A 26,445-nucleotide genomic window follows, 5' to 3' on the forward strand; every position below is an offset into this window, starting at 1 on the left:
GCGGACACCGGGCGCCCGTCTCCCACCCCCGACCGGGAGACGGGCGCCTCTCCCCTTGCCCCCGGCCCGGTGGCACAGCGGCACAGCCGCGACGACCCGAGTCAGCCGGCGGAGTCCGCCGAGCGGGCAGGGAAGCCGCCCGTCGCCACCGGGCCCCAGCGGCGCGGCGTCACCCGCAGCAGCGACTTGCCCTGCCGCAGCATCGCGGCCCGGTACTCGTCCCAGTCCGGATGCTCGCCCGAGATGCTGCGGAAGTACTCCACGAGCGGCTCGACCGCGTCCGGTGCGTCGATCACCTCCGCGTCGCCGTCCACCTGCACCCAGGGGCCGTTCCAGTCGTCCGAGAGCACCACCACGCTCACCGCGGGGTCGCGCCGGGCATTGCGCGTCTTCGCACGCTCCGGGTAGGTCGACACCACGATCCGGCCCGCGTCGTCCACGCCGGAGGAGACCGGAGACGCCTGCGGGGTTCCGTCGGCCCGCCGGGTGATCAGCAGAGCGCGGTGCCTCGGCCGCAGGAACTCCAGCAGTTCGTCGCGTTCGACACGGGTGTTCGTCGCCACAGAAGGAGTCATGCCGCGAGCCTAGGGGCCCGGTGCCCGGCGGACGTCACCCGGCGCGCCCGCCTCAGGTGTCGCAGTCCCATTCCGACCTGCACAGACCGCAGCGCACGGTGACCCGCCCCCGCACCGGTACCCGGATGCGCTGGTGGCACGTCGGGCACGGGAACGACACCCGCAGCCCGTCCGACCCCGGTTCGAGGGAATAGGTCCGCCCGTTCTCCTCCTCGCCGACGGTCTCCCGCCACCGTTCCGCCCACCGCCGGTCGCGCGCGTACCGGCGCCGCGCGGCACGGTCGGCGGCCGCCAGCGGCGGCTGCTCCCGGTCGCGCCGGGCCCGTTCCCTGCCCGTCAGGTAGGCCTCGTACGCCTGCGCGCTGGTGAACCACGGTGACGGATCCTCCCCGAACACCTCGGCGCGCGCGGCCAGCACATAGCCGAACTCCTCGGGCGTGAGGTACCCCAGCTTCTGCGAGGACACACCGTCCTGGCGGAAGGCGTCCAGCAGCAGCCAGCCCGACCCCAGATACGCCGCCGCGGTGTCGGTGAGCACCTCGTTCGCCGGGATGCCGGGGAACGACAGGTCCAGGCGGTGCAGGTAGACGTGCATGATCTCGTGCGCCAGCGCGGCACCGACGTCCCTGCGGTGGGTGCGGAAGCGGTCGTTCAGTTCGACGAAGTACTCCGGGCCGGCCTCCAGTTCCACGCTCGCCGCGTGCTCCATGGCACGGAAGCTCACCACGATCCGCGCGTCCGGCAGCCGCAGGTGCCGCACCAGTGCACCCGCCACGCGCTGGGCTCCCAGATGCAGGTCGTCGTCCTCTCCGAACGCCACCTCGACCGGGAGCACGCTCGCCTCGAAGCCGGCGACGGTGTCGGGGGAGAGCCGCCTGTACAGGGCCGTGATCGCGGCCCGCACGGTCGCCAGATGGGGAAAACCGTGCTCAACCGGGTCCGCGGCCCGGCCCTTCGGCGCTCCCATGCCCTCACCCTTCCTCCATGGTCCCACCGGCGGTCGCCGTCGGCCTGCTCCGGCACGGGTGACCGGCATGCGGGCACTCCATGCGCGCGGGGGCGCCCCCGCCGTAGGCTGGAGGGATCATGAACGAGACCGACGCGACCGACGAGTCCGTGGCCGCACAGCTGGCCGAGTTGCGGGACAGCATCGACAACATCGACGCGGCCGTGGTGCACATGCTCGCCGAGCGCTTCAAGTGCACCCAGCGCGTCGGGCGGCTCAAGGCAGCCCATCAGCTTCCTCCCGCGGACCCGGCGCGCGAGGCCCGCCAGATCGCACGCCTGCGGGAGCTGGCGAGCAGCGCCAAGCTGGACCCGGCGTTCGCGGAGAAGCTGCTGAACTTCATCATCGCCGAGGTCATCCGCCACCACGAGACCATCGCCCGCTCCTAGCGCACCCGGCGGACCGCACGGTCGCCGGCCTGCCCGGGTTCCTCGGGCGAGGGGACCGGTACGCCCCCGGCTTCCCGCACTCCGCCTCCTTCCGCCGTCCGCCGGTCGGAGGTGGTCAGCCCGAACGAGGTGAAGGCCGTGCGCTGCGGGAGGGGGTACGGCTCCTTCCCCGTCACGTCGTTGAGGATGGCTGCGCTGCGATGGGCCGCCAGGCCCAGGTCCGGCGCCCCCACACCCAGCGCGTGATGCTCGGCATTCTGCACGTACACCCTGCCGGTGACCGAGCGGTCCAGCACCATCCGGTGGCCCGCGTCGATCCGGGGTCGCCCTGCGGCGTCCCTGCGCACGTACGGCTCGAGCGGGGCCAGCAGTCCTTCCGAGGGGCGCTCCCGGTAACCCGTAGCCAGCACCACGGCGTCCGTTACCAGCCTGGATCTGCGGCCCTGTTCCGCGTGCTCCAGGTGCAGTTCCAGTTGCGAGGACCCGAGCCGCCCGGCAGTCCGCACCGCGACCCCCGGAGTGAGTACCACGTCCGGCCAGCCCGTCCGCACCGCGCGACGGTACAACTCGTCGTGCACAGCCGCGAGTGTCTCGTGGTCGACGGCCTTGTGGAGCTGCCACTGCCGCGGCACCAGCGCGTCGCGCACCGGCTCGGACAGGTCGTGGAAGTAGCGGGCGTAGTCCGGTGTGAAGTGCTCCAGGCCCAGCTTGCTGTACTCCATGGGGGCGAACCCCGGGGAGCGGGTCAGCCAGGTCAGCCGCTCACGTCCCTCGGGCCGGTTCCGCAGCAGGTCGAGGAACACCTCGGCGCCGGACTGGCCCGAGCCGACCACCGTCACCCGGTCCGCCGCCAGCAGTTCCTCACGGTGCGACAGGTAGTCCGCGGAGTGCAGCACCGGCACCGCCGGCGCCGCCGCCAACGGCCGCAGCGGCTGGGGCACGTGGGGGGCGGTTCCGATGCCGAGCACCACGTGGCGCGCAAGCGCCCGCCCCAGGGCCACGGCGTCACCCGCCTCGTCCAGCCGGGTGAAGTCCACCTCGAAGAGGGACCGTTCGGCGTTCCAGCGGACGACGTCCACCTGGTGCCCGAATCGGAGTCCACTGCCGTCGCCGTCCGCCGAGAGGCCTTCGCACACCCAGCGGCAGTAGCGGTCGTACTCCGCCCGCTCGATGTGGAACCTTTCCGCGAAGTAGAAGGGGAAAAGCCGCTCGTGCGCCCGCAGGTACCGCAGGAACGACCAGGGGTTCGCCGGGTCCGCCAGCGAGACGAGGTCCGCCAGGAACGGCACCTGGAGCGTGGCTCCCTCCACCATCACCCCCGGGTGCCACGAAAATCCGGGACGCTGCTCGAAGTGCGCCCACCGCAGTCCCGGCACGCTGTCCGCAAGCGCCGCCAGCGACAGGTTGAACGGCCCGATCCCCACGCCCGCGACATCGAGCGGACTCGCCGGCTCCGCGGGCCCCGCCCCGCGTTCCCGTCCCGTCATGCCTGCGCGTCCCCGTCGTGCGCGTCCGCCGGCGGTGCGGCCGCTCCGGTGCGGCCCTGCGGCACCGAGACCTGGGGCACGGTGTCCCGCACCAGCTTGAGCAGCGCGGCCATCTCGCCACCTCCCACGTGCGGGTTCAGCAGGGTCACCTTCCACCACAGCCGCCCGTCCAGTGCGGCCCGGCCCAGGACCGCGCGGCCCTCGGTGAGCAGCAGTCTCCGCACGTCTGCGACGGCCCTGTCCGGCGCACCGGCGGGTCGGAACAGCACTGTCGACAACTCCGGCCGGCCTCGCAGCTCCAGCGCGGGATCCTCCCGGACCAGTCCCGCCAGGATCCCGGCCGCCGCACAGGTGCGCTCCACCAGCTCCGCGACGCCGCGCCGACCGAGTGCCCGCAGCGTCACCGCCACCTTCAGCACGTCCGGGCGTCGCGTGGTGCGCAGCGAGCGCCCCAGCAGATCCGGCAGCCCGGCCTCGGCGTCGTCGTCCGCGTTGAGGTAGTCGGCCCGGTGGTCCAGGACACGGAGGTCCGCGGCGTCCGGTACCGCGAACAGTCCTGCCGCCACCGGCTGCCAGCCGAGCTTGTGCAGGTCGAGCGTCACCGAGTGGGCCCGTTCGATGCCGGCGAGTCGGGAACGCAGCCTGTCGCTGAAGAGCAGCGGCCCGCCGTAGGCGGCGTCGACGTGGAACCGGGCGCCGTACCGGGCGGCCACCGGGGCCAGCTCGGGAAGCGGGTCCACCGCGCCCGCGTCGGTGGTCCCGGCAGTTGCCACCAGGAGTGCCGGGGCGCCGGGGCGTGCCAGTTCCTCCGCGACCGCCCGGGGGTCGAGGACTCCTCGCGGTGCCGCCACCACGACGGGCGCGGGAAGCCCCAGCAGCCAGGCGGACCGGTGCACGCTGTGGTGGGCGTTCTCTCCGCAGACCACCCGGAGGGCGGGTCCGAGACGTTCCCGTGCCGTCAGCAGCCCCAGCTGGTTCGACTCGGTGCCGCCGGTGGTCACCAGGGCGTCGGGCTGCACCCCGCGGGTGTTCCCGAAGACCGTGCGGGCGATGCCGGCGCACACCAGTGCCTCCAGCTCCGAGGCCGCCGGGGCCTGGTCCCAGGAGTCCATCGAAGGGTTCAGTGCGCTCGCCGCGAGATCCGCGGCGGCGGCCACGGCCAGGGGCGGGCAGTGGAGGTGTGCGGCGCAGTGGGGGTCGGCGGGGTCCGCCCCGCCCCGGGCCACCGCCCGTACGACCGTGGTCAGTGCTTCGTGCGGCCCGGCGCCTTCCTCCGGCAGCACCTCGCCCACCGCCGCGCGCAACCCGGCCGCGACGGCTTCCGGGCCGCCTCGCGGCAGGGGGCCGGAGCGGTCCCCCGCTCCCTGTTCCAGCGCGTCGAGCACGGCGGTCACCAGTGGGCGCAGTGCGGCAGGCCCTCCGGAACCGCCCGAGAGCAGGCTGGAGTCGGCGACAGGCACGGGCATCGGAGGCACTCTTTCCCTCGGAGCAGCGGGTTAGGTGGACCTAACCTATGCGCGCTGCGTCAGCACGCGACAGCGGAGGGCGATCTTTCCCCCGAAGGAGGGACGACCGTGCCGGGCCGCGCGTCGGCGGCCCGGCAGGCGGGAGTCCTGCGGTCAGCCCGCGCCCCGTACGGCCAGCACGCGGCGCAGGTCGTCCAGCTGGTCGGCCAGGCCGCGGGCCAGTGCGGGCACCGGAGCCCCCGATTGCAGGCACTGTTCGCCGAGCGTGAGCACCTCGTCGCCCGCGCAACCCGCCACTGCGTGCGGGAACGCCCAGCGGGCGGTGCCCTGCGCGATGGCCGCCCCGCGGCGCCGGGAGACCTGCACCGCCGCGTCGAAGAACCGCGACGCGTACGGCTCCAGCAGGTCCTCCTGCTCCGGCTGCCAGAATCCCTGTGCCGTCGCGACGAAGATCCGGTTCGACAGCGTGTCCGCGTCGCCGAACATCGCCTCCCACGCACGCTCCTTCGCCCCCGCGTCCGGCAGCGCCGCCCGGCACCGGGCGGCTCCCTGCTCGCCCGCGGCACTGCGGTCCTCGGCGAGCGCCTCGGCGATCGCGTCCTCGCCGACCGCGCCCAGCACCGACAGCCGCAGCAGCAGCAGCCACCGCAGCTCGGCGTCGAGCACCGGGCCGCCGGGTACGGTCCCCGTCCGCCAGGCGAGCAGCTCGTCGGTGTCGGTGGAACTCTCCAGCAGGCACCGGAGGGCCGTGAGCCGCACCCCGGGTTCCGTTCCGCCGTCGGTGCGGTCCAGCAGCGCCCGGCAGGCTCCCACCAGCACCTCCAGGGCGCCCGCCCGTGTCCTGCCCGACAGGAAGCGGTCCGCCACCTGCCGGCGGGCGAACGCCAGCACGGCCTGCACCACCGATTCGTCCCGCTCCAGCGGGACATGCGCGCGCACCGCCTCCAGGTACGCCTCGGGCGGCAGCTCCCCGTCACGCACCATCTCGCGTGCGGCGTTCCACGCCACGGCGCGGGAGAGGCCGTCCGGCAGGCCCGACAGCGCGCCCCGCGCGGCTTCCCAGGACACCTCGTCCAGCCGGACCTTGGCGTAGGTGAGAGCGCCGTCGTTCAGCAGCACCAGATCGGGGCGGGGAGCCTGCCCCTTCAGGGACAGCCCGCCGCCGTCGGCGGCCAGGTCGCGGTCGAGCCGCTCCCGGAGCACCAGACGGTTCCGGTCCTCCGGCGACCGGTCGTACAGCCCCACCGCGATCCTGTGGGGCCGCGAGCCCAGGTGCTCCACCTCGGCCAGCCAGCCGCCGGCCCCGTCGTCGGCCACCCGTGCCGAGAGGGTGTCCAGGCCGGTGGTCCGCAGCCAGGCCGCCGCCCAGCCGTGAACGTCCCGGTCGGTGGACGCCCGGGCGAGCGAGTCCACGAAGTCCGCCAGCGTGGCGTTCCCGAAGCGGTGACGGGAGAAGTGGTCGTTGACCCCTGCCAGGAAGGTCGTCTCGCCGAGCCACGCGACCAGTTGCCGCAGCGCGCACGCGCCCTTGGCGTAGCTGATGCCGTCGAAGTTGAGCAGCGCTGTGGCGGTGTCCGGTACCGCGTGCGCATCCGGAGCGACGGGATGGGTGGAGCCGCGCTGGTCCGCGTCCGACCCCCACCCGGTGCGGGCGGAGGTGAACTCCGTCCACGCCTCGCCGTGGCGGGTCGCCTCGGAGAGCACCTGGTAGCCCATGTAGTCCGCGAAGGACTCGTTGAGCCACACGTCGTCCCACCAGCGCAGCGTGACGAGGTCCCCGAACCACATGTGCGCCATCTCGTGCGCCACCGTCACCGCACGGTCCTGCACCTCGGTCTCCGTGGCCGCCGAACGGAAGATCTTCTCGTCCCGCAGGGTCACCAGACCCGGATTCTCCATCGCCCCGGCATTGAACTCCGGCACGAACGCCTGGTCGTAGGAGTCGAACGGGTACGGCTCGTCGAAGATCTCGTGGTACCTGTCGAAGCACCGCCGGGTGACGTCCAGCAGTTCCTCGGCGTCCCGGTCCAGGTGCTCCGCCAGGGAGGCGCGCACGTGAAGGCCGAACGGCAGTCCGGCGTGCTCGCTCCGCACCGAGTGATACGGCCCCGCGACCACCGCCACGAGATAGGTGCTGATCGGAGGTGTCGGCGCGCACACCCAGCGTCCGTCGCCGATCCGCTCGGCGACGCCGTTGCCCAGTACCGTCCAGTCCGCCGGTGCCGTCACCGACACCCGGAACACGGCCTTGAGGTCGGGCTGGTCGAAGCAGGCGAAGACCCGGGGCGCGTCGTCGAGGAAGCACTGCGAGTACAGGTACGTGCGGCCGTCAGCCGGATCGGTGAACCGGTGCATGCCCTCGCCGACCCGCGAGTACGGCATCTCCGCCTCGACCCGGAGCTCGTGCTCGCCCGCTGCCAGCCCCCGCAGCGGCAGCCGGCCGTCCACCAGGTCCCCGGCGTCGAGCTCCACGCCGTCCAGCACGGCCCGGTGCAGCTTCACCGGCCGCACGTCCACGAAGGAGTCACCGCCGGTCCTGGCCGTGAACCGCACGGTCGACGAGGAGCCGAACACCTCCTCCCCGCCGCTGAGGTCGAGGTCGACGGTGTACTCGTGCACGTGAAGGAACCGGGCTCTGTGCTGCGCCTCGTCGCGCGTCAAAGGGGACATGGTCGCCATGCTGCCGCAACCGGTGTTCCCGGTGCACGTACCTTTCACCGCACGACCGCCGCCGCGCGCCGCAGCGCGGGCCCCCCGGGGGTCCTCGGGTGGCCCGCGCCGTGCGGATACAGTCCAGGCGTCAGGAGGATTCGCCCATGCCGCCCGGCCGCGCCTCCCGGTAGCTGCTGCCGGAGCAGGCGGGGCAGCGCTCGCCGGAACGGTCGGCCTCCGGTGCGAGGGAAGCGGTGACCTCGACCCGCTCCGCCGCGAGACCGACCGGGGCACCCGGTACGTCCGGGCTGGTGTCCGGCAGCTCCGCCGGGGCCAGGTCGGCGCCGGCCGGCAGCGGGAACGCGCGCACCGGCACCAGCTCCGCGTCGCTCACCAGCCCCCAGGCGGGCTCGACCTCCTCGTCGACGAAATGGTCCTCGCCGACGACGGGGTACAGGTCCCGCGTGGCGACCACGCCGCCGTACTCCACCGAGAGCCGCTCCACGTTCTCCCGCGCGAAGCGGACGGCCGCGGAACGCATCGAGACACCCGTCTCGGCCGCTCGTGCCAGCAGGTCGCGCACCAGCGGGCGGATCTGCGACGACAGGCGGCTGCAGGCGCCTGTGGGGCTCACGACCTCGCCGAGGATCACCCACCAGGCGCCGGCCGCGGCACCCGTGTTGGCGATGAAGTCGGGCACGACCGTGACGCCCCGCTCCCACAGCCGCTCCTCCGCCTCGGGAGTGGTCGGCACGTTCGCCGCCTCCACCACGAACCGTCCGCGGATGCGGTCGCAGTTCGCCGCGGTGATGGTGTAGGACACCGCCGCAGGCACCAGCACGTCCACGTCCAGCGCCAGCCAGTCCTCGCCCGGCCGCTCCTCGTCGTCCTCCCGCAGCACGGAGCGGTCGATGACACCCGATGCCGTCCGCGCCGCCAGCAGCGCCTGTACGTCGAGGCCGCGGGTGGTGTTGGTGATCAGCCCGCGGGCATCCGCCACTCCGGCGACCTTCACACCGGCCCGGGCGAGGTACAGCGCGGTGGAGCCGCCCATCGCACCGAATCCCTGGACGACCGCGCTCGACTCGGCGGCGGGCAGCCCCCGGTACTCCAGGGCGGCAAGAGCGGCCTCCGCGACTCCGTAGCCGCCGACCAGTTCGGACAGCTTCAGGCCTTCGGTCTCCGCGGTGAACGCGCGGCGCACGCGGGAACGGGTCTCCGCCTCGTCGGGGGCGCGCACCATGGCGGCGTGGAAGGAGGTCTCGCCGAGCCCTACGCGGGCGAAGGCCTCGTCCAGTCGTTCCTGCTGCGTGCCCAGGTCGCCGGCCGTCACCCAGTAGCGCTCGAGCAGCGGCCGGACTCCCTGGACGAAGCGCTCCCGGACCTCGCCGGCGCGCGGGTCGGCCGGATCGAAGTCGATGCCGCCCTTGGCGCCGCCGACGTGGATGCCGAAGGCGCCCATCTTCAGGGTCATCTCCCGTGCGAGCTCGCCGACCTCGTCGACGGTGCAGCCAGGGCGCATCCGCAGCCCTCCGGTGGCGATGCCCGTGACCAGGCGGTCGATCACGACGAAGCCGCGTGCCGGTGTTCGATCATCGCTCCAGGTGATCCGCATGAAAGGTGCATGGCCGGCGGCAGTCTGCGGAGGCTCAACGGAAATCTGCGTCATGCGGAACTCACCCTTTCCAGTCACCGATAGCGGAGCAGGCGCGCAGGATGCACCTGTCCGTCAATTACTGTGGTGCCTTCCTCGGGAGCCGGAGCTGTGCAAGGAAAGGCGAGACTTTCTCGTTCGTCGAGGCGCGCGGAACGAGCCCTCGACGGGCTGATGAAAAAACGGCGCATGGGAGCCCCATGCGAAAACTGCGGGATCTTGGGAACTCGCATATAACGCTGTGGAGTGCGCTGTACGCACGGCCCACTGTGAGGCTGGGATTCCAGCCTTGTCAAGGCGTCAGGCGGGTGGGTTCGGCACCCGGGTGAAACCGCGCTCCGGAGGGGGTCGAGCAGGGCCTCGCCGACCCCGTTCCGGGGCGTGTTTCTCCTGGTGACACCCGGTGCCAGCGGGGCCGGAAACGGTCGGTCGGCGCGCCGGGCGCGCCGGGGGGTGCTGCGGGGGCTCACCGGGGGGCGGCGAGGGCGCGCGCGGTGGTGTCACGAACAGGTTTCCGGAGTCTTCCGAACAGTTTTCACGCCCTGCCGGTGAAGGAATCCGTCACGTCTGCGGGTCTCCCGGTGGAGAATGGAGGCGGGAGTATTCCAGGTTTCCGCATTCCGGCCACTCGGCGGCCTTCCCGAGGCACTCCGCCGCCCCCGGACGGGTGAAGGAGAATCCCGGTGCCGGCGAATGCGGTCCGGGCCGGGGAGGGGAAGGGTTCACGGAGTCGTGTGCGAGCGGCACGATGCGCCGGTCCGGACGGGGCGGATGCGGTCGGAGCCGCTCACTCGACGTGAAGATCTTTCTTGGAAAGGAAGGAGAAGTGCCCCGGGTCGGATTCGAACCGACGCTGAATGGGTTTTGAATCCATGGCCTCTACCGCTGGGCTACCGGGGCATCCTTCGAATGCAAGGGTGTTGCCCACCCGCTGTGCCCCTACCCTACAGGACACCGATAGGCTCGGGGCCCCACCGTGCGGAAACGAGGAGCCCAGTGAGCACCGCGGACGCCCCCGAGCCCACCGACCCCGAGAACGCAGGCACCGCCGACGCCGAGTCCCACGTGCCGCCGCAGACGACGCGTGTGGTCATCGCGGAGGACGAGGCGCTGATCCGGATGGACCTCAAGGAAATGCTGGAGGAGGAGGGGTACACGGTCGTCGGCGAGGCCGGAGACGGGCAGACGGCCGTCGACATGGCCCGCGAGCACCGGCCGGACCTGTGCATCCTGGACGTGAAGATGCCGATCCTCGACGGCATCTCCGCAGCGGAGAGGATCGCGGAGGAGACCATCGCCCCGGTGCTGATGCTCACGGCCTTCTCCCAGCGCGAGCTGGTCGAACGGGCACGTGACGCGGGCGCCATGGCCTACCTGGTCAAGCCCTTCAGCAAGAGCGACATCGTGCCGGCCATCGAGATGGCGGTGTCCCGCTTCACGGAACTGCGGGTGCTGAGCAAGGAGGTCGCCGACCTCGAGGGACGCCTGGAGACGCGCAAGCTGGTGGACCGTGCGAAGAGCGTCCTGCAGACGCAGTACGGACTGTCCGAGCCCGCAGCGTTCCGCTGGATACAGAAGACGTCGATGGATCGGCGCCTCTCGATGCGCCAGGTGGCCGAAGCCGTGATCGAGGACGGCGAGGAGAGGAAGCGGCAGCAGCCGTAGCAGCCCCGAGTAGCGAGGAGCCCGCCACCGGAAGCCGGTGGCGGGCTCCTCCCGTTCCGCTGCGCCGTCAGTCCTCGCCGAGGTAGGCCTTGCGGACCGACTCGTCGTGCATGAGCGTTTCGCCGCTGCCCGAGAGCACGATCGAGCCGACCTCCATCACGTGGCCGTGGTCGGCCAGCGACAGGGCCGCCTGGGCGTTCTGCTCCACGAGCAGGATCGTGGTGCCCTCGTTCTTGAGCTCGGTGATGGTCTCCATGATCTTCTGCATCATGATCGGCGAGAGCCCCATGGAGGGCTCGTCGAGCATCAGCAGTTTGGGCCGGGACATCAGGGCGCGGCCCATGGCGAGCATCTGCTGCTCCCCGCCGGACAGCGTGCCCGACGCCTGCCTGCGCCGCTCTCCCAGGATGGGGAAGAGCTCGTAGACCCGCTGCATGTCCTTCTCGACGGCCGCGCCGTCCCGGCGCAGGAACGCCCCGAGCTGCAGGTTCTCGGCGATGGTGAGCCGCGGGAAGAGCCGGCGCCCCTCGGGGGAGTGGGCGATGCCCTTGGCGACGATCTTGTGCGCGCCCACGCCGTCGATGGCCTCTCCGTCGAAGAGGACCTTCCCGGCCGCGGGCTTGAGAAGCCCGGACAGGGTGCGCAGCGTCGTGGTCTTGCCCGCCCCGTTCGTGCCGATCAGGGTGACCACCTGTCCGGCCTCGACCGAGAACGAGATGCCCTTGACGGCTTCGATCTTTCCGTAGGCGACGTGGAGGTCCTCGACCTCGAGGAGCGCGGTCACGCGGTTCCACCTTCTTCCTTCTCCTGAGCGCCGTCGCCGGCGCCCGTCTCCGCCTGTGCGGCGTCGGCGGTCTCCTCCCGCGCCGGGCCGGAGCTGTCCGCGGCACCCGCGTCCGGTTCCGCGTCCCCGGGGGTCGAATGGGCGTGTTCCTCGGCGGCCGCGACCTCCTGTGCCTCCGCCTCGCCCGGTTCGCCCTCGAAGGGTGTGCCGAGGTAGGCGGCGACGACCCGCTCGTCGCTCTGCACCTGCGACGGCGTGCCCTCGACGAGTTTCTCTCCCTGTACGAGGACGGCCACGCGGTCGCACATGTTGAAGATGAACCGCATGTCGTGCTCGATGACGAGCACCGCGATCCCCTGGTCGCGGACGGCGAAGACGAGCTCCTGGGTCGCCTGCGTCTCCTGCGGGTTCATTCCCGCGGTGGGCTCGTCGAGGAGCAGCAGCCCCGGCTCGGACGCCAGCGCGCGTGCGATCTCGAGCTTGCGCTGCTCACCGTAGGACAGGTTGCGTGCCAGATGATCGCGCTTGGCGGCGAGTCCGGTGAACTCCAGGAGGTCCATGGCACGGTCCTCGGACTCCTGCTCCGCCTTCCGGAAACCCGGCCCGCGCAGCAGGGCGGACCAGAGTCCTTCGCGGGTGCGGGTGTGCCGGCCGACGAGCACGTTCTCCAGCACTGTCATGTTGGCGAAGAGGCGGATGTTCTGGAAGGTGCGCGCCACCCCGGCCTTGGTCACCAGGTGGGACTTCGGCGGGAGCACGCGCCCCTTGTAGGACACGGTGCCCTGGGTCGGGATGTAGAGCCCGGTGAGGCAGTTGAAGAAAGTGGTCTTCCCCGCGCCGTTGGGGCCGATGAGTCCCACGATCTCGCCGCTGTTCACGGTGAGCTCCACGTCGCGGACAGCGGTCAGGCCGCCGAAGCGCATGGTGACGCCGGAGGCGTGGAGGACGGTTTCACCGGTGACGGAGTCGGCGGGCCGGGGTGCGGTCGTGGTGGTGGTCATGGTGTCGCCTCCGCCTTGCTGAGGCCGGTCTGCTTCGGGATGTCGAGCTGGCCGGTGTCGTGGAACTCGAGCTTCTTGCGCCGGTCGGCGACCAGGCCCTCGGGGCGGAACCGCATGAGGAGAATGAGCGCCAGACCGAACAGCAGCAGCTGGTAGTCGGCCATGAACGCGAGCTTCTCCGGGATGAGGTAGAGGAGCGCCGCGCCGATGAGGGGACCGCTCACGGTGCCCATGCCGCCGAGGATGACGGCGGCGAGCAGGAAGGCGGAGTTGGGCGGTACCGCCTCGACGAACTTGTACTGCGTCGGAGTGACGGTGTAGGTGACGTGCGCCTGCACGGTTCCGGCCATGCCCGCCAGGGCGGCACCGAGCGCGAAGGCCACCAGCTTGGTGCGGAAGGTGTTGATGCCCATGGCCTTCGCCGCCGTCTCGTCCTCCCGGATGGCGACCCAGGCCCGCCCGATGCGCGAGTGGTCGGAGCGCTTGAAGACCATCACGACGATGACCGTGAAGATCAGCATCAGCAGGTAGTAGTTGGAGAACCGGCCGAACTCGAATCCCAGGAAGGTGTGCTCCTCGCCGAGGTTGAAGCCGAGGATCTCCAGGTCCGGGATCGCGGGGATGCCGGAGGGCCCGTTGGTGATGTCGGGGCCGGAGGTGCCGTCCAGGTTCTGCATGCCGATACGGAAGATCTCCCCGAACCCGAGCGTGACGATCGCCAGGTAGTCGCCGCGCAGCCGGAGCGTGGGCGCACCGATGAGGACGCCGAAGACCAGGGATGCGGTGATCCCGGTGAGGACGGCCAGCCAGAACGGGAAGTGCACGTCGAACGGTGAGTACGGAGTGCCCGACACCAGCGCTGCCGCGTAGGCGCCGACGCCGAGGAACGCCACGTACCCGAGGTCCAGGAGCCCCGCCAGCCCGACGACGATGTTCAGTCCGAGCGCGACGGTGGCGAAGATCAGAATGTAGGCGCCGAGCGTGGTGTAGGCCTCGCTGGTCTGTGTCATGGGGAAGACGAACGCGGCGACGAAGGCGGCCGTCACGGTGACGGTGCGGTGCTTCGCGGTGACGGCGGCGAGTCGCCGGTTCAGACCTGCCCGGTTGGCGGCGGCGATCCCGGCGGCCCCGAGCAGCAGGAAGCCGACGAAGAGTTCGCCGTAGGGAGTTGCGACACCGTAGGAGAAGACCCACAGGCCGATGGCGACGGCTCCGGAGATCGCGAGGATCTCCGTCCAGGCAGGCAGCGGCTTCGCCGGGGTGGGTGCGGGAGCCTTCGTGCTGTGCAGCAGCCGGTCGAGAGCACGCGTGGGGGCCTTCTCGCCGGCGTGGGGCGTGTCCGCCGGGAGGCCGAGAGCACCGACCAGGGCGGTCAGGCTGGCCAGGGCGGCGATCATGCCGCCCGGCTCCAGGTTGACCAGGCCGCCCAGGGTGACGGCGATCGCCCCGACCGCGTACCAGGTGACGGCGAAGGTTCCCAGTGCCAGGAGCAGGACGGCGCTGTTCCTGCCGCCCGGGGTGAGCCAGCGCAGGCCCTTGACGCCTGCTCCGGAGACGAGGAGGGCGAGGGTGAGGAGTGCCCCGGTCAGCGTGAGGACCTGGAGGCCGCCGGGGTAGCCGTAGACGGTGAGGTCCCCGGGGAACGACCGGGTCCAGGTCCAGGCCAGGAAGGTGCTGGCGAGGGTTGCCACGGAGCCGGCGGCGGTGATGATCCGGGCCGTGCCCGCGGGCATGGGAACGGTGCCGGTGGTGGCCCCGCCGGTGTCGGCCTTGCGGGGTGCCTGAGGAGGTGTGGTGGTCGTCATGGTGATCACGCCCGATCCGCGACGCGTTCGCCCAGCAGACCCTGGGGGCGGAGCAGCAGGACGAGGATGAGCAGGACGAAGGCCCAGACGTCCTTCCAGCCGCTGCCGAACGAGGACATGCCGGGGAGGAGTTCGATGTAGGCGGTGGCCAGTGCTTCGGCGACGCCCAGGACGAGGCCGCCGATCATGGCTCCGTAGATGTTGCCGATGCCTCCGAGGACGGCCGCGGTGAAGGCCTTCAGACCGGCGATGAAGCCCATCTTGAAGTTCACTTCGCCGTACTTGAGGCCGTGTGCGATGGCGGCGATGGCCGCGAACGCCGAACCGATCGCGAAGGCGGTGACGATGATCCGGTCGGTGTTGATGCCCATGAGCTTGGCCGTGTCGGGATCCTGCGAGGTGGCCTGCATGGCTCGGCCGCTGCGGGTCTTGGAGACGAAGAGACCGAGGGCGACCATGCTGATCGGCGCCGCGACGAGGACGTAGACGTCGGCGCCGCCGAAGTTGACGCCGGCGACCTCGAAGCCGCCGTCGAACTGCGGGAACGACCGCGACTTCTGGGCGTCGGGGTAGAAGGCCCAGACGGCCTGCTGCAGCGCGATGGACAGGCCGATCGCGGTGATGAGGTAGGAGAGGCGCGGTCCGCCGCGGAGGGGCCGGTAGGCGAAGCGTTCGGCGCCGATACCGACGAGCACGGAGCAGGCCATGGCGGCCAGGAGCATGATGGGGAGTGCGATCAGCAGGCTCGTGCCCTCGGGCAGCCAGAGCCAGGCGGTGAGTGCGCCGAACCCGCCGATCATGAATATCTCGCCGTGGGCGAAATTGAGGAGCTGGATGATGCCGTAGACCATCGTGTAACCGACTGCGATGAGTCCGTACAGCCCGCCCAGTAGCAGGCCGTTGGCGAGTTGCTGCGGCAGATCGTTCACCGCGGGGCCTCCGGAGGGGATGGGGTGTCAGAGACGACTCCGCGGGGGCGCGTGGCGCCCCCGCGGAGCCAGGTGGGACGTGTGCAGGGACGGGCGGTGACGCCCTGGTGCGGCGGTGATCAGCCCTCGAAGGTGCCGGTCTCCACCGGGACGTGCTTGCCGTCCTTCACCTCGTAGATGGACAGCTGACGGTTGGTGTTGTCACCGAACTCGTCGAAGCCGACCTCTCCGGTGACCCCCTCGAAGGACACGTCCTGCATGGCCTCGGTGACGGGGCCACGGGCGTCTTCGACGTTCTCCGGGAACGTGCCGTCGTTGTCCTCGGCGACGGCCTTCACCGCGAGGATGATCGCCCAGGTGCTGTCGTAGGCGTAGCCGCCGTACGGGCCGTAGGCCTGCTTGTAGCCCGCCTTGTCGTAGTTCGCGATGAATTCCTTGGCGGTGTCGAGGTCCTCGATGGGAGCGCCGACGGAGCTGGCGAGGTCGCCCTCCGCGTTCTTGCCGGCGATCTTGACGTACTCCGCGCTGAAGAGGGCGTCGCCGCCGATGACCGGGATGTCCGCGCCGGCGCGCTTGATCTGGTCGGTCAGCGGAGCGCCTGCCGGGTACTCGCCGCCGTAGTAGACGAACTCGGCGTCGGAGTTGGAGACCTTCGTGGCGATCGCCGTGAAGTCCTTGTCCTCCGGGTTCACGTGGTCGGTTCCGGCGACCTTGCCGCCGATCTTCTTGAAGTGGTCCTCGAAGGTGCCGGCGAGGCCCGCGCCGTAGGTCTTCTTGTCGTCGATGACGTAGACCTTCTTGAGCTTCAGCTCGTTGTACGCGTACTCGGCTGCGTACGGGCCCTGCACGGCATCGGTCGTGGAGGTCCGGAAGTAGGTGTGGTTCGGGCGCTCCTTCTTGCCCTTCTGCCAGTCGACGCCCTGCGTGAGCGAGGGGTTGGTGTTGGCCGGGGACACCTGGACCATGTCCGCCTTGTCGAAGACGGGAGCCATGGACTGGCCGACGTCGGAGTTGAGCGGGCCGACGGCGCCGACCATGTTCGTGTTGCCGATGAACTCACTGGCGTTCTGCTGGCCCTGTGCGGGCTGTGCGTTGTCGTCGGAGGAGACGAGCTTGAAGGTGACGCCGTCGACGACGTTCTTCTTGTTGGCGGTCTTGACCGCGAGCTCGGCGGAGTTCTTGATGCCGATGCCGATGGCCGACAGGTTGCCGGTGAGCGGGGCGTCGAGGCCGATTTCCACGACCCGGTCGCCGCCGCCCTCGCTGCCTCCGCCGGAGGCGTCGCGGGAACCGCAGGCGGTCAGCATCAGAGCGCTGGTGGTGACCGCAGTGGTGAGCATGAGCAAGGATCGCTGGCGCACGATCAGTCCTTTCCCCTGGCGCGGCGCGCTCAGGCGAGCGGCCGTGTAGCGCGCCGGGCCGTACTGGGGTGGTACTCGATCCGTGTCGGCAGTTCGCGCCCGGCGGCGCGGTGACTGGGCGTGACTCTAAGGCGCGGTCCGGCGGCCGGGGAGTGGTCACGAGGATGATGTGACTGTCTTGTTATGACGTGAGTCACGATGCGCGTGGTTCGGTGTGCTGCGCGTGCCCGTCTCGCGGGGGGCGGGTGCGACCGGGACGATGAATGCGCTGATCCTCCGGCTGTCCGGAGCGGCCGTCGCGCGTAGGGGCCGGCGAGTCGGCGGGATGGTTCCGTCGGGCCGCGGCGGGTGTGCTACGGGCGGCAGCGAGGCGGGCCGCCGCCGTGCCGATGGTCACCCTCCGTGACAACGGGTGGGGTGGCTCCGGGGAGGTGCCGTCGAGGTCCGCCGGGGCGCGGCGGTCGCGACGAGCCCCGCCGGTCCCGGGCCGGGGCGCTCGCCCGGGGCCGCAGTCGCGGCAGGTGACGCGGTGTCAAGCCTCCCCGGTGCTCAGCCGTGGGACGAGGACGGTTCCGCATCGCGCAGCAGGCAGGTCAGACGTGCGCTGCACACCCGCTTGCCGGACTCCTCGGTGATGACGACCTCGTAACTGGTGGTGGTCCGCCCACGGTGCACGGGTGTCGCGGTTCCGGTGATGACGCCGGACCGCACGCCCCGGTGGTGCGTGCAGTTCAGGTCCACACCCACCGCGACCTTGTCCGGGCCCCCGTGCAGCATGGCGCCCACCGAGCCGAGGGTCTCGGCCAGCACGGCCGACGCCCCGCCGTGCAGCAGGCCGTACGGCTGGGTGTTGCCCTCCACGGGCAGCGTGCCGACGATCCTGTCCGGGGCGGCCTCCAGGATCGTCAGCCCCATGCGCTCGCCCAGGTGTCCCGCGGAGAACAGGGACGGCAGATCGACGCCGACACCGCTCCACTGCTCGATGATCTCCGGCGGGAACTTCGTCGTGGTCTGCTCGCCCATGGTTCAACGGCTCCGATCACCCGTGGCCGCTCCGTGTCCGGCCGGCCGCGCTCTGCTTACCGCACGTTCCTATCACCGGTGGCCACCGGCCGGGCTGCGGGGGTGGGAGGGACTGCCTCCGTGACAGCGGGGCGGCACGGCACGTCCGGAGTGGGCTGTCGCCCCGGCGTGGCAGGATCGGGGGCGTGGCCAAGACAGCACCTGAAGACACCGCACCGCGCCTGCTCCTCATGGACGGGCACTCGCTCGCCTACCGCGCGTTCTACGCGCTGCCCGCGGAGAACTTCTCCACCACCACCGGCCAGCAGACCAATGCGATCTACGGATTCACCTCGATGCTGGCGAACACGCTGCGCGACGAGGCGCCCACGCACTTCGCGGTCGCCTTCGACGTCTCGCGGAAGACCTGGCGTTCCGAGGAGTTCGCGGAGTACAAGGCCAACCGCTCCAAAACGCCGGACGAGTTCCGGGGCCAGGTCGAGCTGATCGGCGAGCTGCTGGACGCGATGCGGGTCAAACGCTTCGCGGTCGACGGCTTCGAGGCCGACGACGTGATCGCCACACTGGCGACCCGCGCCCGCGAGGAGGGCTTCCGCGTCTCCATCGTCACCGGGGACCGGGACTGCCTCCAACTGGTGTCGGACGACGTGACGGTGCTGTACCCCACGAAGGGCGTGTCCGAGCTGACGCGGTTCACGCCGGAGAAGGTCCAGGAGAAGTACGGACTCTCGCCCAGCCAGTACCCGGACTTCGCAGCGCTGCGCGGCGACCCGTCCGACAACCTGCCGGGCATCCCCGGCGTGGGCGAGAAGACCGCCACCAAGTGGATCAACCAGTTCGGCTCCTTCGCGGAACTCGTCGAACGGGTGGGGGAGGTGAAGGGCAAGGCCGGGCAGAACCTCCGCGACCACCTGGAGTCGGTGAAGCGCAATCGTCGACTGACGGAGATGGTGCGCGACGTCGACCTCGACCACGGCCCCGCCGAGCTGGCACGCGAACCCTACGACCGTGACGCCCTGCAGGTCGTGCTGGACGCCCTGGAGTTCCGCAACCCCAATTTTCGCGAGCGGCTGTTCGCCGTGGACCCGGGGGCCGCGGTCGAGGAGTCCGCCCCCGCCGAGGGCGTGTCGGTCGACGGCGTGGTGCTGGGCGACGGCGAACTGGCCGGCTGGCTCACCGAGCACGGCTCCGACGCACCGCTGGGCATCGCGACCGTCGCGGTCTGGAAGCTGGGGCAGGGCAGTGTCGGCGAGATCGCGCTGGCCGCCTCGGACGGTCCGGCGGCCTGGTTCGACCCGGCACGCCTGGACGAGGGCGACGAGAAGGCGTTCGCGGCATGGCTCTCCGACGCCTCGCGCCCCAAGGTGCTCCACGACGCCAAGTCGGCGATGCGGGTCTTCGCCGAGCACGGCTGGACGATCCGCGGCGTCACCATGGACACCCAACTGGCCGCATACCTGGTCACCCCGGGGCGCCGTTCGTTCGCCCTGGACGGCCTCTCGGTCGAGTACCTGGGCCGGGAACTGGAACCCGCGGCGGCGGAGGACGGCGGTCAGCTCGCCTTCGGCGCGGACGAGCAGGCCGAGGCCGACGTGCTCATGGTCACGGCGCGGACCGTCCTCGACCTCGGCGAAGCACTGCAGCAGCGGCTGGACGAGGTCGGCGCCGCCGAACTGCTGCGCGACCTCGAACTGCCCACCTCCGAACTGCTGGCACGCATGGAGCGTGCCGGGGTGTGCGCCGACCGCACCTGGCTCTCGAACCTGGAGCAGCAGTTCGCCGACGCCGTGGACCGGGCCGTGCGCGAGGCGCACGCCTCGGTCGGGCACGAGTTCAACCTCGGCTCGCCCAAGCAGCTCCAGGAGGTCCTGTTCGGAGAGCTCGGCCTGCCGAAGACGAAGAAGACCAAGACCGGCTGGACGACGGACGCCGACGCCCTCGCCTGGCTCGCGACCCAGACCGAGCACGACCTCCCGGGGCAGATGCTGCGGTACCGCGAGCAGCAGAAGCTGCGCAGCACCGTCGAGGGCCTCATCAAGACGATCTCGCCGGACGGCCGCATCCACACCACCTACAACCAGACGGTCGCCGCCACGGGGCGGCTCTCCTCGACCGACCCCAACCTGCAGAACATCCCCGTCCGGACCGACGAGGGCCGCGCCATCCGACGGGGATTCCGCGTCGGTGAGGGGTACGAGTCGCTGCTGACGGCCGACTACAGCCAGATCGAGCTCCGTGTGATGGCCCACCTGTCGGAGGACGACGGTCTCATCGAGGCGATCACCGGCGGCGAGGACCTCCACGACACCGTAGCCTCCCACGTGTTCGCGGTGCCGGCGGAACAGGTGGATCCGGAGATGCGCCGCAAGATCAAGGCCATGTCGTACGGCCTGGCGTACGGCCTGTCCGCCTTCGGTCTCTCGCAGCAACTGGGCATCGGCGCCGACGAGGCACGCAAGCTGATGGACAACTACTTCGAACGGTTCGGCGGGGTGCGCGACTACCTGCGCCGGGTCGTCGACGAGGCACGCGCCACCGGCTACACGGAGACGATCATGGGGCGGCGCCGGTACCTCCCGGACCTGACCAGCGACAACCGGCAACGGCGCGAGATGGCGGAACGGATGGCCCTCAACGCGCCGATCCAGGGCACCGCCGCGGACATCGTGAAAGTGGCGATGCTGCGCGTGGACCGGGCGCTCCGTACGGAAGGACTGTCCTCGCGCATGCTGCTCCAGGTGCACGACGAGATCGTGCTCGAAGTGGCACCGGGTGAACGGGACGCCTGCGAGGAGCTGGTACGGCGCGAGATGACCGGTGCCGTCGAACTGCGGGCCCCGCTGGCCGTCTCCGTCGGGTCCGGACCGGACTGGGAGTCCGCGGCCCACTGATCGCTCGTCGGCGAACCCGTGGCGGGGCCCGGCTTCCGCCACGGGCCCGAACGTGGCCGGGACCCCGCTGACTTCGGGCGCGGGGATGTCGTATGGTCACCTCTCGACGTGAGGCGCCGGGAGAGGGGCAGTCCGGATCATGGGGCGATACCGCGGACGGCACGCAGCCGACAGAACCACCGAGTTCGTCTCGGGGCGACTGCGTCGAGGCGTCAGCAGCGCCGCCGTCGCCGCGGCGGCGATGGCCGCCCTCACCGCCTCCCAGGCTCCCGGCGTCCAGATTGTGCAGCCCGGCGGGGAGGACGAGGGCTCGGCCGAATCGCTTCCGGACCTTCCTCCCGGCGACGACTCCTACCACACTGAACTCCCCCCGCTGCGCACCCCGGCCCCGCCCGGGAGGGGTTCGCCCACCCCCGGCGGCGGGAACGGAGCCGGCGGCGTCGGCGACGAGTCGGGCATCCCCGCGACGGTTCTCTCCGCCTACAGGAACGCGGAGAGCTCCCTGGCACGGACCGATCCGGGCTGCAACCTGCCGTGGGAACTGCTCGCCGCAATCGGCAAGGTGGAATCCGGCCAGGCTCGTGGGGGCGCGGTCGACGCGAACGGGACGACGCACGCGCCGATCCTGGGACCCGTCCTGGACGGCGACGGATTCGCGCACATCGGTGACACCGACGGCGGCGCGTACGACGGGGACACCCGCTTCGACCGAGCCGTGGGCCCCATGCAGTTCATCCCCTCCACGTGGGCCGACTGGGGCGCCGACGGCAACGGCGACGGGCGCAAGGATCCCAACAACGTCTTCGACGCTGCTCTCGCGGCCGGTGCCTACCTGTGCCACGGCGAACGGAACCTGGCGGTCAAGGCCGACCTCGACCGGGCGGTCCTCAGCTACAACCATTCGCAGGACTACCTCGACACCGTCCTGGCGTGGCTGGAGTACTACCGAGACGGCGTCCACGAGGTGCCCGACGGCACCGGGGCGTTGCCCACGTCCCCCGGGGCCGGCGGGCCGGGCGGGGGGCACCGAGACCCGGCCGGGAGCTCGGGCACGGGCGGTCCCGGGCGGACCGGTGACCCGTCCGGTTCGAAGGGAGGCGACAGCGGCGGACACGGCGACGGCTCCTCCGACGGCGGTTCGACCCCCTCGGACGACGAATCGTCCTCCGACGAGGACACGTCCGACCCTGCCGAAGCCGGCCCCGCCACCCTGCACCGCACGCAACAGGAACCGGTGGCGATCCCGCTCGGCGGCGCGCTCGACGGCGGTTTCGGCGTGAAGGTGCTGACCGACTCCGGCGCCGCGGTGCCCGGAGCCGAGGTCAGGTACGAGGTGCTGGCCCCGGGCGACGCCGCGGAGGTCCGCTTCGCCGGCGACGAGGCCCGGCCCGTCGTCACGACCGGAACCGGCGGAAGGGCCACCGCACCGGAGCTGCTCGCCGGCGAGCGGGAGGCCACGGTCACGGTGCGGGCGACCGTGCCGGGCCACCAGGAGGTGTCCGCCGTCGACTTCACGGTGACGACGGCCCGCGCGGCCCTCGAACGCATCGACGAAGAGGAACCTCTCACCGTCCCCGAGGAAGGGACGCTCTCCGGCATCCGGGTCCGTGCCGCGTACGGCAGCGAGGGCCTCACCGTCGAGGACGTCCCCGTCACGGTGACCGTGCTCGACGAGGAGGGCGAGCACCTGGAGGAGCCGGGCACCGGGCCGTACTTCCTGGGCAGGGACGACTCGCACGCCCGCGAGGCCAAGACCGTTACGCAGGAGAACGGCGAGGCCGCCCTCCCCGACCTGCACGCGGGGAGCGGGACCGGCTTCTACACGCTGCGCGTGACCACCGAGGACGGCGGGGAGCTGATGCTGGACGTCGAGGTCGCCGAAGAGGGCACCTCGGAATCCAGCCCCGCACCCAGCCCGACCGCGACCTCGTCCAGCCCCGCGCCCAGCCCGACGGTGACCTCGTCCAGCCCCACGGCCTCACCGAGCCCCACCGAGCCGTCGCCGACGAGCACGACCTCCGCGGCGTCCACGAGCTCGCCCTCCGCCACCTCGTCGGAGAGCACCACCACCGAGCCGACGACCTCTCCGTCCCCCTCGGCCTCCTGACCGGCGCCCGGCCGGGCCCACGGTCCGCGCCGGGGCCCGGAGCACCGCCTCACCGGCGCGTGTTCGTGCGCCGGGTGGGCTCCGCGGACGTCGGGTCCTCGGGCCACGGGTGGCGCGGGTAGCGTCCGCGCAACTCGGCGCGGACGGCCCGGTAGCCGTCCTGCCAGAAACCGGCCAGGTCCGCCGTGACCGCTGCCGGACGCCCGGCGGGGGAGAGCAGGTGGAGCAGCAGCGGCACCCGCCCGTCGGCCACCCGCGGGGTACGGTCCCAGCCGAACAGTTCCTGCAGCTTCACGGCGAGCACCGGCTGCTCGCCGCCGTAGTCCACCCGGATCCGCGAGCCCGACGGCACCCGCACCCGTTCCGGCGCCAGTTCGTCCAGCCTCGCCGCCTCACCGGCGGCCCAGGGCAGCAGCCCGCGCAGCACCTCTCCGGCGTCCGTGCCGGCCAGATCGGCCCGGCACCGTGCCCCACCGAGCCATTCCTCCGCACGCTCGAGCAGGGCGTCCTCCGACACGTCCGGCCAGGGCTCCCCCGACTCCCGGTGCAGGAACGCGAGGCGCTCCCGCAGCGCCTCGGCGTCCCGCGTCCAGCGCAGCAGGCCCGTGCCCTCGGTGCGCAGCCCGTCCAGCACCGCCGCGCGCACCAGGTCCGGGTCGGGGTCCGCCAGGGGCCGCGAGGACAGTTCGACGGCGCCGATCCGCTGCGACTCCGCCGTGACGACATCGCCCCGGTCCGTGTCCCAGCGGACCTCCCGCGTCGTGGTGCGGAAGGCCGAGGCCGCAGCCAGGGCCGTTCGCTCGTCGACGACCGCTGCCTGCCGAATGCGTGCCGCGGGCGAGCGGGCGGGCCGGTCGGCGGTCGCGACGGCCAGCCACGGTGCGTCCCGCAGCGGTGAGGCCTCCCCGGCCGCGGCCCGGGTGCCGTTCACCATCAGCCAGTTCGTCCCGCCGCGCCCGCGCGCCACGCGCTCCGGATACGCGAGCGCGGCGACCAGCCCCACGGCGTCCGCCGCGCCGCGGGGAGCCGCGCCGGGACCGGCATCCCCTGCCTGCCCCGCCGACCGCAGGACGGCCCGCAGCCGGCGCACCTCCCGCGACCAGCGCGCCCCGTAGGCGTCGTTGCCGCGGCGTGCCGCACGCAGCGCGTCCGCGAGGTCGTCGCCGAACTCCCGCGGCGGCTCCTCGCTGAGCAGTGCCACCGCCTCGGCGGCCGGGCGGTCACCGACGACGGGCGCCGCGTCGAGCAACGCCCGCGCCGCACGGGGATGCAGTCCGAGCCGCGCCATCCGCCCGCCGCGGCCGGTGACACGGCCCCGCGCGTCGACGGCCTCCAGCGCCCGCAGCGTGTCGCCCGCAGCCGCCATCGCTCCCGCGGGCGGCGGGTCCAGCAGCGCCAGTCCCGAGGCTTCCGGGTCGCCCCAGGCTGCCACCTGCAGGGCGAACGGTGTCAGGTCCGCCACCGCGATCTCCGGAGACGGCCAGGCCGGCCGCGCGCCGTCCTCGGCGGGGGACCAGCAGCGGTGGACGACGCCCGGTCCCTCACGTCCGGCGCGCCCCTGCCGCTGGGCCGCTGCCGCACGGGACACGCTCACGGTGGTCAGTGAGCCCAGTCCTCGGGCGTGGTCCGTGCGGGGTTCCCTCGCCAGACCCGCGTCCACCACGATGCGCACCCCCGGCACGGTCAGGCTCGACTCCGCGACCGAGGTGCTGAGGACCACGCGCCGTTCACCGGGCCGCGGCCCGCCGAGCACCGCCTCCTGCACGGCTGCCGGAGCCCGGCCGTGGAGCTGCAGGAGCGTCGCGCCGCAGCCGTCCAGCAGGCCCGCCACCCGGCTGATCTCGCCGGCTCCGGGCAGGAAGCAGAGCACATCCCCCTCGGCCGCCTCCGCAAGGGCCTTCCGGACCGTGTCCGCCACGTGCCGCAGCAGTGCCGGATCGACCCAGGTGCCGTGCGGCGGCCTCGTGCCGCCGGGCGGCGGGGCGTGCCGCACCTCCACCGCGTACGCGCTGCCGCTGCCGCGCACCACGGGCGCGGCAGTGTCGGTGGTGTCGTGACGGGAGAGGAGACGCGCCCAGGCGTCGCTGTCCTGGGTGGCGGACGCGGCGACGACCCGGAGCTCCGGGCGGAGCGTGGCGCGCACGTCGAGCAGGAAGGCGAGTGCCGTGTCGGCGTCCAGGTGCCGCTCGTGGCACTCGTCCAGCATCACGACGTCGACGCCGGGCAGTTCCTGGTCGCGCTGGAGGCGCTGCAGCAGGACGCCCGTCGTCACCACCTCGACGCGGGTGCGGGGTCCGGTGCGCCGCTCGCCGCGCACCGAGAAACCGACCGTGTCGCCGGGCTCCTCGCCCAGCAGCCACGCCATGCGTCGCGCGGCGGAGCGCGCCGCCAACCGACGCGGTTCGGCGACCAGCACCCGCCGCGGGGGCCCGGAGCCGGCCTCCGTGAGGGCGGCGAGGTGCAGCGGCACCAGGGTTGTCTTGCCGGTGCCCGGCGGTGCGCACAGCACCGCGGTGCCGCGCGTGTCGAGGGCGCGGGAGAGCGCGGGCAGGGAGCCGAGGACGGGCAGGCGCTCCAGGGCGTCGGTTCGCAGCACCGTCCCAGTCTTTCACCGGACCCGGGGCCCGTTCCGCGGCGGATGCGGGACGTCGCAGACGAAGATCGCGGTGCCGGGGAGCAGGCGCCCGCGCAGCGGCGACCAGCCGCCCCACTCCCGGTCGTTCCACGCCGGCCACTCGGGTTCGACGAGATCGGTCAGGCGGAACCCGGCGGCCACCACGTCGCGCACCCGGTCGCCGACCGTCCGGTGGTGCTCGACGTACACGGCCCGCCCCGCGTCGTCCTCCTCGACGTACGGCGTGCGGTCGAAGTAGGAGGCGACGGCGGTGAGGCCCTCCGGCCCCGGCTCGTCGGGGAACGCCCAGCGCACCGGGTGCGTCACGGAGAACACGAACCGTCCACCGGGCCGCAGGACCCGTCGCACCTCACCCAGCACGCCGGCCGGGTCGGCGGTGAAGGGCAGCGCCCCGTAGGCCGAGCAGGCGAGGTCGAAGGTCGCGTCGCCGAACGGCAGCGCCGCGGCGTCGCCCTGCACGAGAGGAATCCGCGCGCCGAGCTCCTGGCCCGGTTCCTGGCCGATCCGCAGCGCGTGCTGGAGCTGCCGGTGCGACAGGTCCAGGGCAACCGGCCGCGCACCCTGTTCGGCCAGCCAGCGGGAGCACTGGGCGGCGCCGGCGCCGACCTCCAGCACCGCGCGGTCGCGCAGCGCCCGTGCCGGTCCCAGCAGCTGAGCCTCCGCCTCGTCGAGCCCCTCGGGACCCCAGACGAATCCGCGGTCGCCGAGGAACCCGCCGTGCTCGCTCTGGTAGGTGTCGGCGTTCCGGTCCCACCAGTGGCGGCTGGCGCGGTTGCTCTCGGCGGCGCCCGTGCTGCGGCGTGTCGCCTCCGGTTCTTCCTCCGGGATCATCGTGCCCGCCGTCGGTCCGTCGTCCTGTGCGTACCCGGTGTCCGGTGCTCCGCGGCGGTCCGCGGAGGAGTCCGTGACGGGGTATGCGCCCTGGTCGCGCGAGGACGTGCCGGGTTGGCCCGTTAGGTCGTGGGTGCCCCCTTCGCGCAATTGACCATGCCCCGCGGCGCCCGTATGCTACAAG

The 26,445-nt window shown here is 72.1% G+C and carries 18 protein-coding genes and 1 tRNA gene; 4 read left to right on the plus strand and 15 right to left on the minus strand.

Annotation, left to right across the window (positions count from 1 at the left end):
• Nucleotides 1–101: 101 nt before the first annotated feature.
• Nucleotides 102–575: a PPOX class F420-dependent oxidoreductase gene (locus tag ACL06G_RS11915; RefSeq protein WP_412787228.1), complete on the minus strand. Its 474-nt coding sequence runs from the start codon at nucleotides 573–575 to the stop codon at nucleotides 102–104.
• A gap of 52 nt (nucleotides 576–627) precedes the next feature.
• Nucleotides 628–1,542 carry a hypothetical protein gene (locus ACL06G_RS11920; protein WP_412787227.1) on the minus strand — a complete coding sequence of 305 codons (915 nt, stop codon included), beginning with the start codon at nucleotides 1,540–1,542 and terminating at the stop codon, nucleotides 628–630.
• 119 nt (nucleotides 1,543–1,661) lie between these two features.
• On the opposite strand from ACL06G_RS11920, the gene ACL06G_RS11925 reads away from it, so the two are divergent.
• A complete protein-coding gene (locus ACL06G_RS11925) occupies nucleotides 1,662–1,970 on the plus strand; it encodes a chorismate mutase (RefSeq protein WP_412787226.1) in 309 nt (102 codons plus the stop codon).
• On the opposite strand, the gene ACL06G_RS11930 is transcribed toward ACL06G_RS11925, so the two are convergent.
• From ACL06G_RS11930 to ACL06G_RS11950, 5 genes are all read right to left on the minus strand, one after another.
• Nucleotides 1,967–3,457: a lysine N(6)-hydroxylase/L-ornithine N(5)-oxygenase family protein gene (locus ACL06G_RS11930; protein ID WP_412787225.1), complete on the minus strand. Its 1,491-nt coding sequence runs from the start codon at nucleotides 3,455–3,457 to the stop codon at nucleotides 1,967–1,969. The two genes, ACL06G_RS11925 and ACL06G_RS11930, sit on opposite strands and share 4 nt — an antisense overlap.
• On the minus strand, nucleotides 3,454–4,923 hold the full coding sequence (locus ACL06G_RS11935) for a pyridoxal phosphate-dependent decarboxylase family protein (RefSeq protein ID WP_412835855.1): 1,470 nt from the start codon (nucleotides 4,921–4,923) through the stop codon (nucleotides 3,454–3,456). The genes ACL06G_RS11930 and ACL06G_RS11935 overlap by 4 nt, the downstream gene beginning before the upstream one ends.
• A 153-nt stretch (nucleotides 4,924–5,076) precedes the next feature.
• Entirely contained in the window at nucleotides 5,077–7,593 is a 2,517-nt protein-coding gene (gene pepN, locus ACL06G_RS11940) for an aminopeptidase N (RefSeq protein WP_412835856.1), read from the minus strand.
• 130 nt (nucleotides 7,594–7,723) lie between these two features.
• Nucleotides 7,724–9,190, minus strand: coding sequence for a Glu/Leu/Phe/Val dehydrogenase dimerization domain-containing protein (locus tag ACL06G_RS11945; protein WP_412787222.1), 1,467 nt, complete (start codon nucleotides 9,188–9,190; stop codon nucleotides 7,724–7,726).
• 866 nt (nucleotides 9,191–10,056) lie between these two features.
• A tRNA-Leu gene (locus ACL06G_RS11950) sits at nucleotides 10,057–10,129 on the minus strand.
• A 96-nt stretch (nucleotides 10,130–10,225) separates the two neighbouring features.
• Here ACL06G_RS11950 and ACL06G_RS11955 point away from each other — a divergent pair.
• Nucleotides 10,226–10,894 carry an ANTAR domain-containing response regulator gene (locus tag ACL06G_RS11955; RefSeq protein ID WP_412787221.1) on the plus strand — a complete coding sequence of 223 codons (669 nt, stop codon included), beginning with the start codon at nucleotides 10,226–10,228 and terminating at the stop codon, nucleotides 10,892–10,894.
• A gap of 67 nt (nucleotides 10,895–10,961) precedes the next feature.
• Here ACL06G_RS11955 and ACL06G_RS11960 read toward each other — a convergent pair whose 3' ends face one another.
• The 6 genes from ACL06G_RS11960 to ACL06G_RS11985 all read right to left on the minus strand — a co-directional run bounded on the left by ACL06G_RS11960 (nucleotide 10,962) and on the right by ACL06G_RS11985 (nucleotide 17,797).
• On the minus strand, nucleotides 10,962–11,678 hold the full coding sequence (locus tag ACL06G_RS11960; RefSeq protein ID WP_412787220.1) for an ABC transporter ATP-binding protein: 717 nt from the start codon (nucleotides 11,676–11,678) through the stop codon (nucleotides 10,962–10,964).
• Nucleotides 11,675–12,679, minus strand: a complete 1,005-nt coding sequence (locus tag ACL06G_RS11965) for an ABC transporter ATP-binding protein (RefSeq protein WP_412787219.1) — start codon at nucleotides 12,677–12,679, stop codon at nucleotides 11,675–11,677. The genes ACL06G_RS11960 and ACL06G_RS11965 overlap by 4 nt, the downstream gene beginning before the upstream one ends.
• Nucleotides 12,676–14,484 carry a branched-chain amino acid ABC transporter permease gene (locus ACL06G_RS11970; RefSeq protein WP_412835886.1) on the minus strand — a complete coding sequence of 603 codons (1,809 nt, stop codon included), beginning with the start codon at nucleotides 14,482–14,484 and terminating at the stop codon, nucleotides 12,676–12,678. Before ACL06G_RS11970 ends, ACL06G_RS11965 begins: the two co-directional genes overlap by 4 nt.
• Before the next feature lie 5 nt (nucleotides 14,485–14,489).
• The gene (locus ACL06G_RS11975) at nucleotides 14,490–15,413 is read right to left on the minus strand and encodes a branched-chain amino acid ABC transporter permease (protein WP_412787218.1); all 924 of its coding nucleotides are present in this window, start codon (nucleotides 15,411–15,413) and stop codon (nucleotides 14,490–14,492) included.
• Between the two features lie 119 nt (nucleotides 15,414–15,532).
• Nucleotides 15,533–16,774: a branched-chain amino acid ABC transporter substrate-binding protein gene (locus ACL06G_RS11980; protein ID WP_412787217.1), complete on the minus strand. Its 1,242-nt coding sequence runs from the start codon at nucleotides 16,772–16,774 to the stop codon at nucleotides 15,533–15,535.
• Nucleotides 16,775–17,323: 549 nt separating this feature from the next.
• Nucleotides 17,324–17,797 carry a PaaI family thioesterase gene (locus ACL06G_RS11985; protein ID WP_412835857.1) on the minus strand — a complete coding sequence of 158 codons (474 nt, stop codon included), beginning with the start codon at nucleotides 17,795–17,797 and terminating at the stop codon, nucleotides 17,324–17,326.
• Nucleotides 17,798–18,027: 230 nt separating this feature from the next.
• Between ACL06G_RS11985 and polA the strand changes: the two genes are divergently transcribed.
• Together polA and ACL06G_RS11995 are read left to right on the plus strand one after the other, a co-directional pair.
• Complete coding sequence (gene polA, locus ACL06G_RS11990) at nucleotides 18,028–20,688, plus strand: DNA polymerase I (RefSeq protein ID WP_412835887.1); 2,661 nt, start codon at nucleotides 18,028–18,030, stop codon at nucleotides 20,686–20,688.
• Between the two features lie 139 nt (nucleotides 20,689–20,827).
• Nucleotides 20,828–22,795, plus strand: a complete 1,968-nt coding sequence (locus tag ACL06G_RS11995) for a lytic murein transglycosylase (protein WP_412835858.1) — start codon at nucleotides 20,828–20,830, stop codon at nucleotides 22,793–22,795.
• 49 nt (nucleotides 22,796–22,844) lie between these two features.
• Here the strand turns inward: ACL06G_RS11995 and hrpB are convergent, their stop codons facing one another.
• Nucleotides 22,845–25,391: an ATP-dependent helicase HrpB gene (gene hrpB, locus ACL06G_RS12000; RefSeq protein WP_412835859.1), complete on the minus strand. Its 2,547-nt coding sequence runs from the start codon at nucleotides 25,389–25,391 to the stop codon at nucleotides 22,845–22,847.
• A gap of 12 nt (nucleotides 25,392–25,403) precedes the next feature.
• Complete coding sequence (locus tag ACL06G_RS12005) at nucleotides 25,404–26,261, minus strand: class I SAM-dependent methyltransferase (RefSeq protein ID WP_412835860.1); 858 nt, start codon at nucleotides 26,259–26,261, stop codon at nucleotides 25,404–25,406.
• Nucleotides 26,262–26,445 lie beyond the last annotated feature (184 nt).

Origin of the sequence: Streptomyces callyspongiae, assembly GCF_047200695.1 — a bacterium.
Classification (GTDB): Bacteria; Actinomycetota; Actinomycetes; order Streptomycetales; family Streptomycetaceae; genus Streptomyces.

What these genes read in the sequence shown, in the direction of transcription:
- ACL06G_RS11915 (WP_412787228.1), bottom strand. Translation starts at nt 575, where the DNA reads ATGACTCCTTCTGTGGCGACGAACACCCGTGTCGAACGCGACGAACTG.
- ACL06G_RS11920 (WP_412787227.1), bottom strand. Translation starts at nt 1,542, where the DNA reads ATGGGAGCGCCGAAGGGCCGGGCCGCGGACCCGGTTGAGCACGGTTTT.
- ACL06G_RS11925 (WP_412787226.1), top strand. Translation starts at nt 1,662, where the DNA reads ATGAACGAGACCGACGCGACCGACGAGTCCGTGGCCGCACAGCTGGCC.
- ACL06G_RS11930 (WP_412787225.1), bottom strand. Translation starts at nt 3,457, where the DNA reads ATGACGGGACGGGAACGCGGGGCGGGGCCCGCGGAGCCGGCGAGTCCG.
- ACL06G_RS11935 (WP_412835855.1), bottom strand. Translation starts at nt 4,923, where the DNA reads ATGCCCGTGCCTGTCGCCGACTCCAGCCTGCTCTCGGGCGGTTCCGGA.
- pepN (WP_412835856.1), bottom strand. Translation starts at nt 7,593, where the DNA reads ATGTCCCCTTTGACGCGCGACGAGGCGCAGCACAGAGCCCGGTTCCTT.
- ACL06G_RS11945 (WP_412787222.1), bottom strand. Translation starts at nt 9,190, where the DNA reads ATGCGGATCACCTGGAGCGATGATCGAACACCGGCACGCGGCTTCGTC.
- ACL06G_RS11965 (WP_412787219.1), bottom strand. Translation starts at nt 12,679, where the DNA reads ATGACCACCACCACGACCGCACCCCGGCCCGCCGACTCCGTCACCGGT.
- ACL06G_RS11970 (WP_412835886.1), bottom strand. Translation starts at nt 14,484, where the DNA reads ATGACGACCACCACACCTCCTCAGGCACCCCGCAAGGCCGACACCGGC.
- ACL06G_RS11985 (WP_412835857.1), bottom strand. Translation starts at nt 17,797, where the DNA reads ATGGGCGAGCAGACCACGACGAAGTTCCCGCCGGAGATCATCGAGCAG.
- polA (WP_412835887.1), top strand. Translation starts at nt 18,028, where the DNA reads ATGGACGGGCACTCGCTCGCCTACCGCGCGTTCTACGCGCTGCCCGCG.
- ACL06G_RS11995 (WP_412835858.1), top strand. Translation starts at nt 20,828, where the DNA reads ATGGGGCGATACCGCGGACGGCACGCAGCCGACAGAACCACCGAGTTC.
- ACL06G_RS12005 (WP_412835860.1), bottom strand. Translation starts at nt 26,261, where the DNA reads ATGATCCCGGAGGAAGAACCGGAGGCGACACGCCGCAGCACGGGCGCC.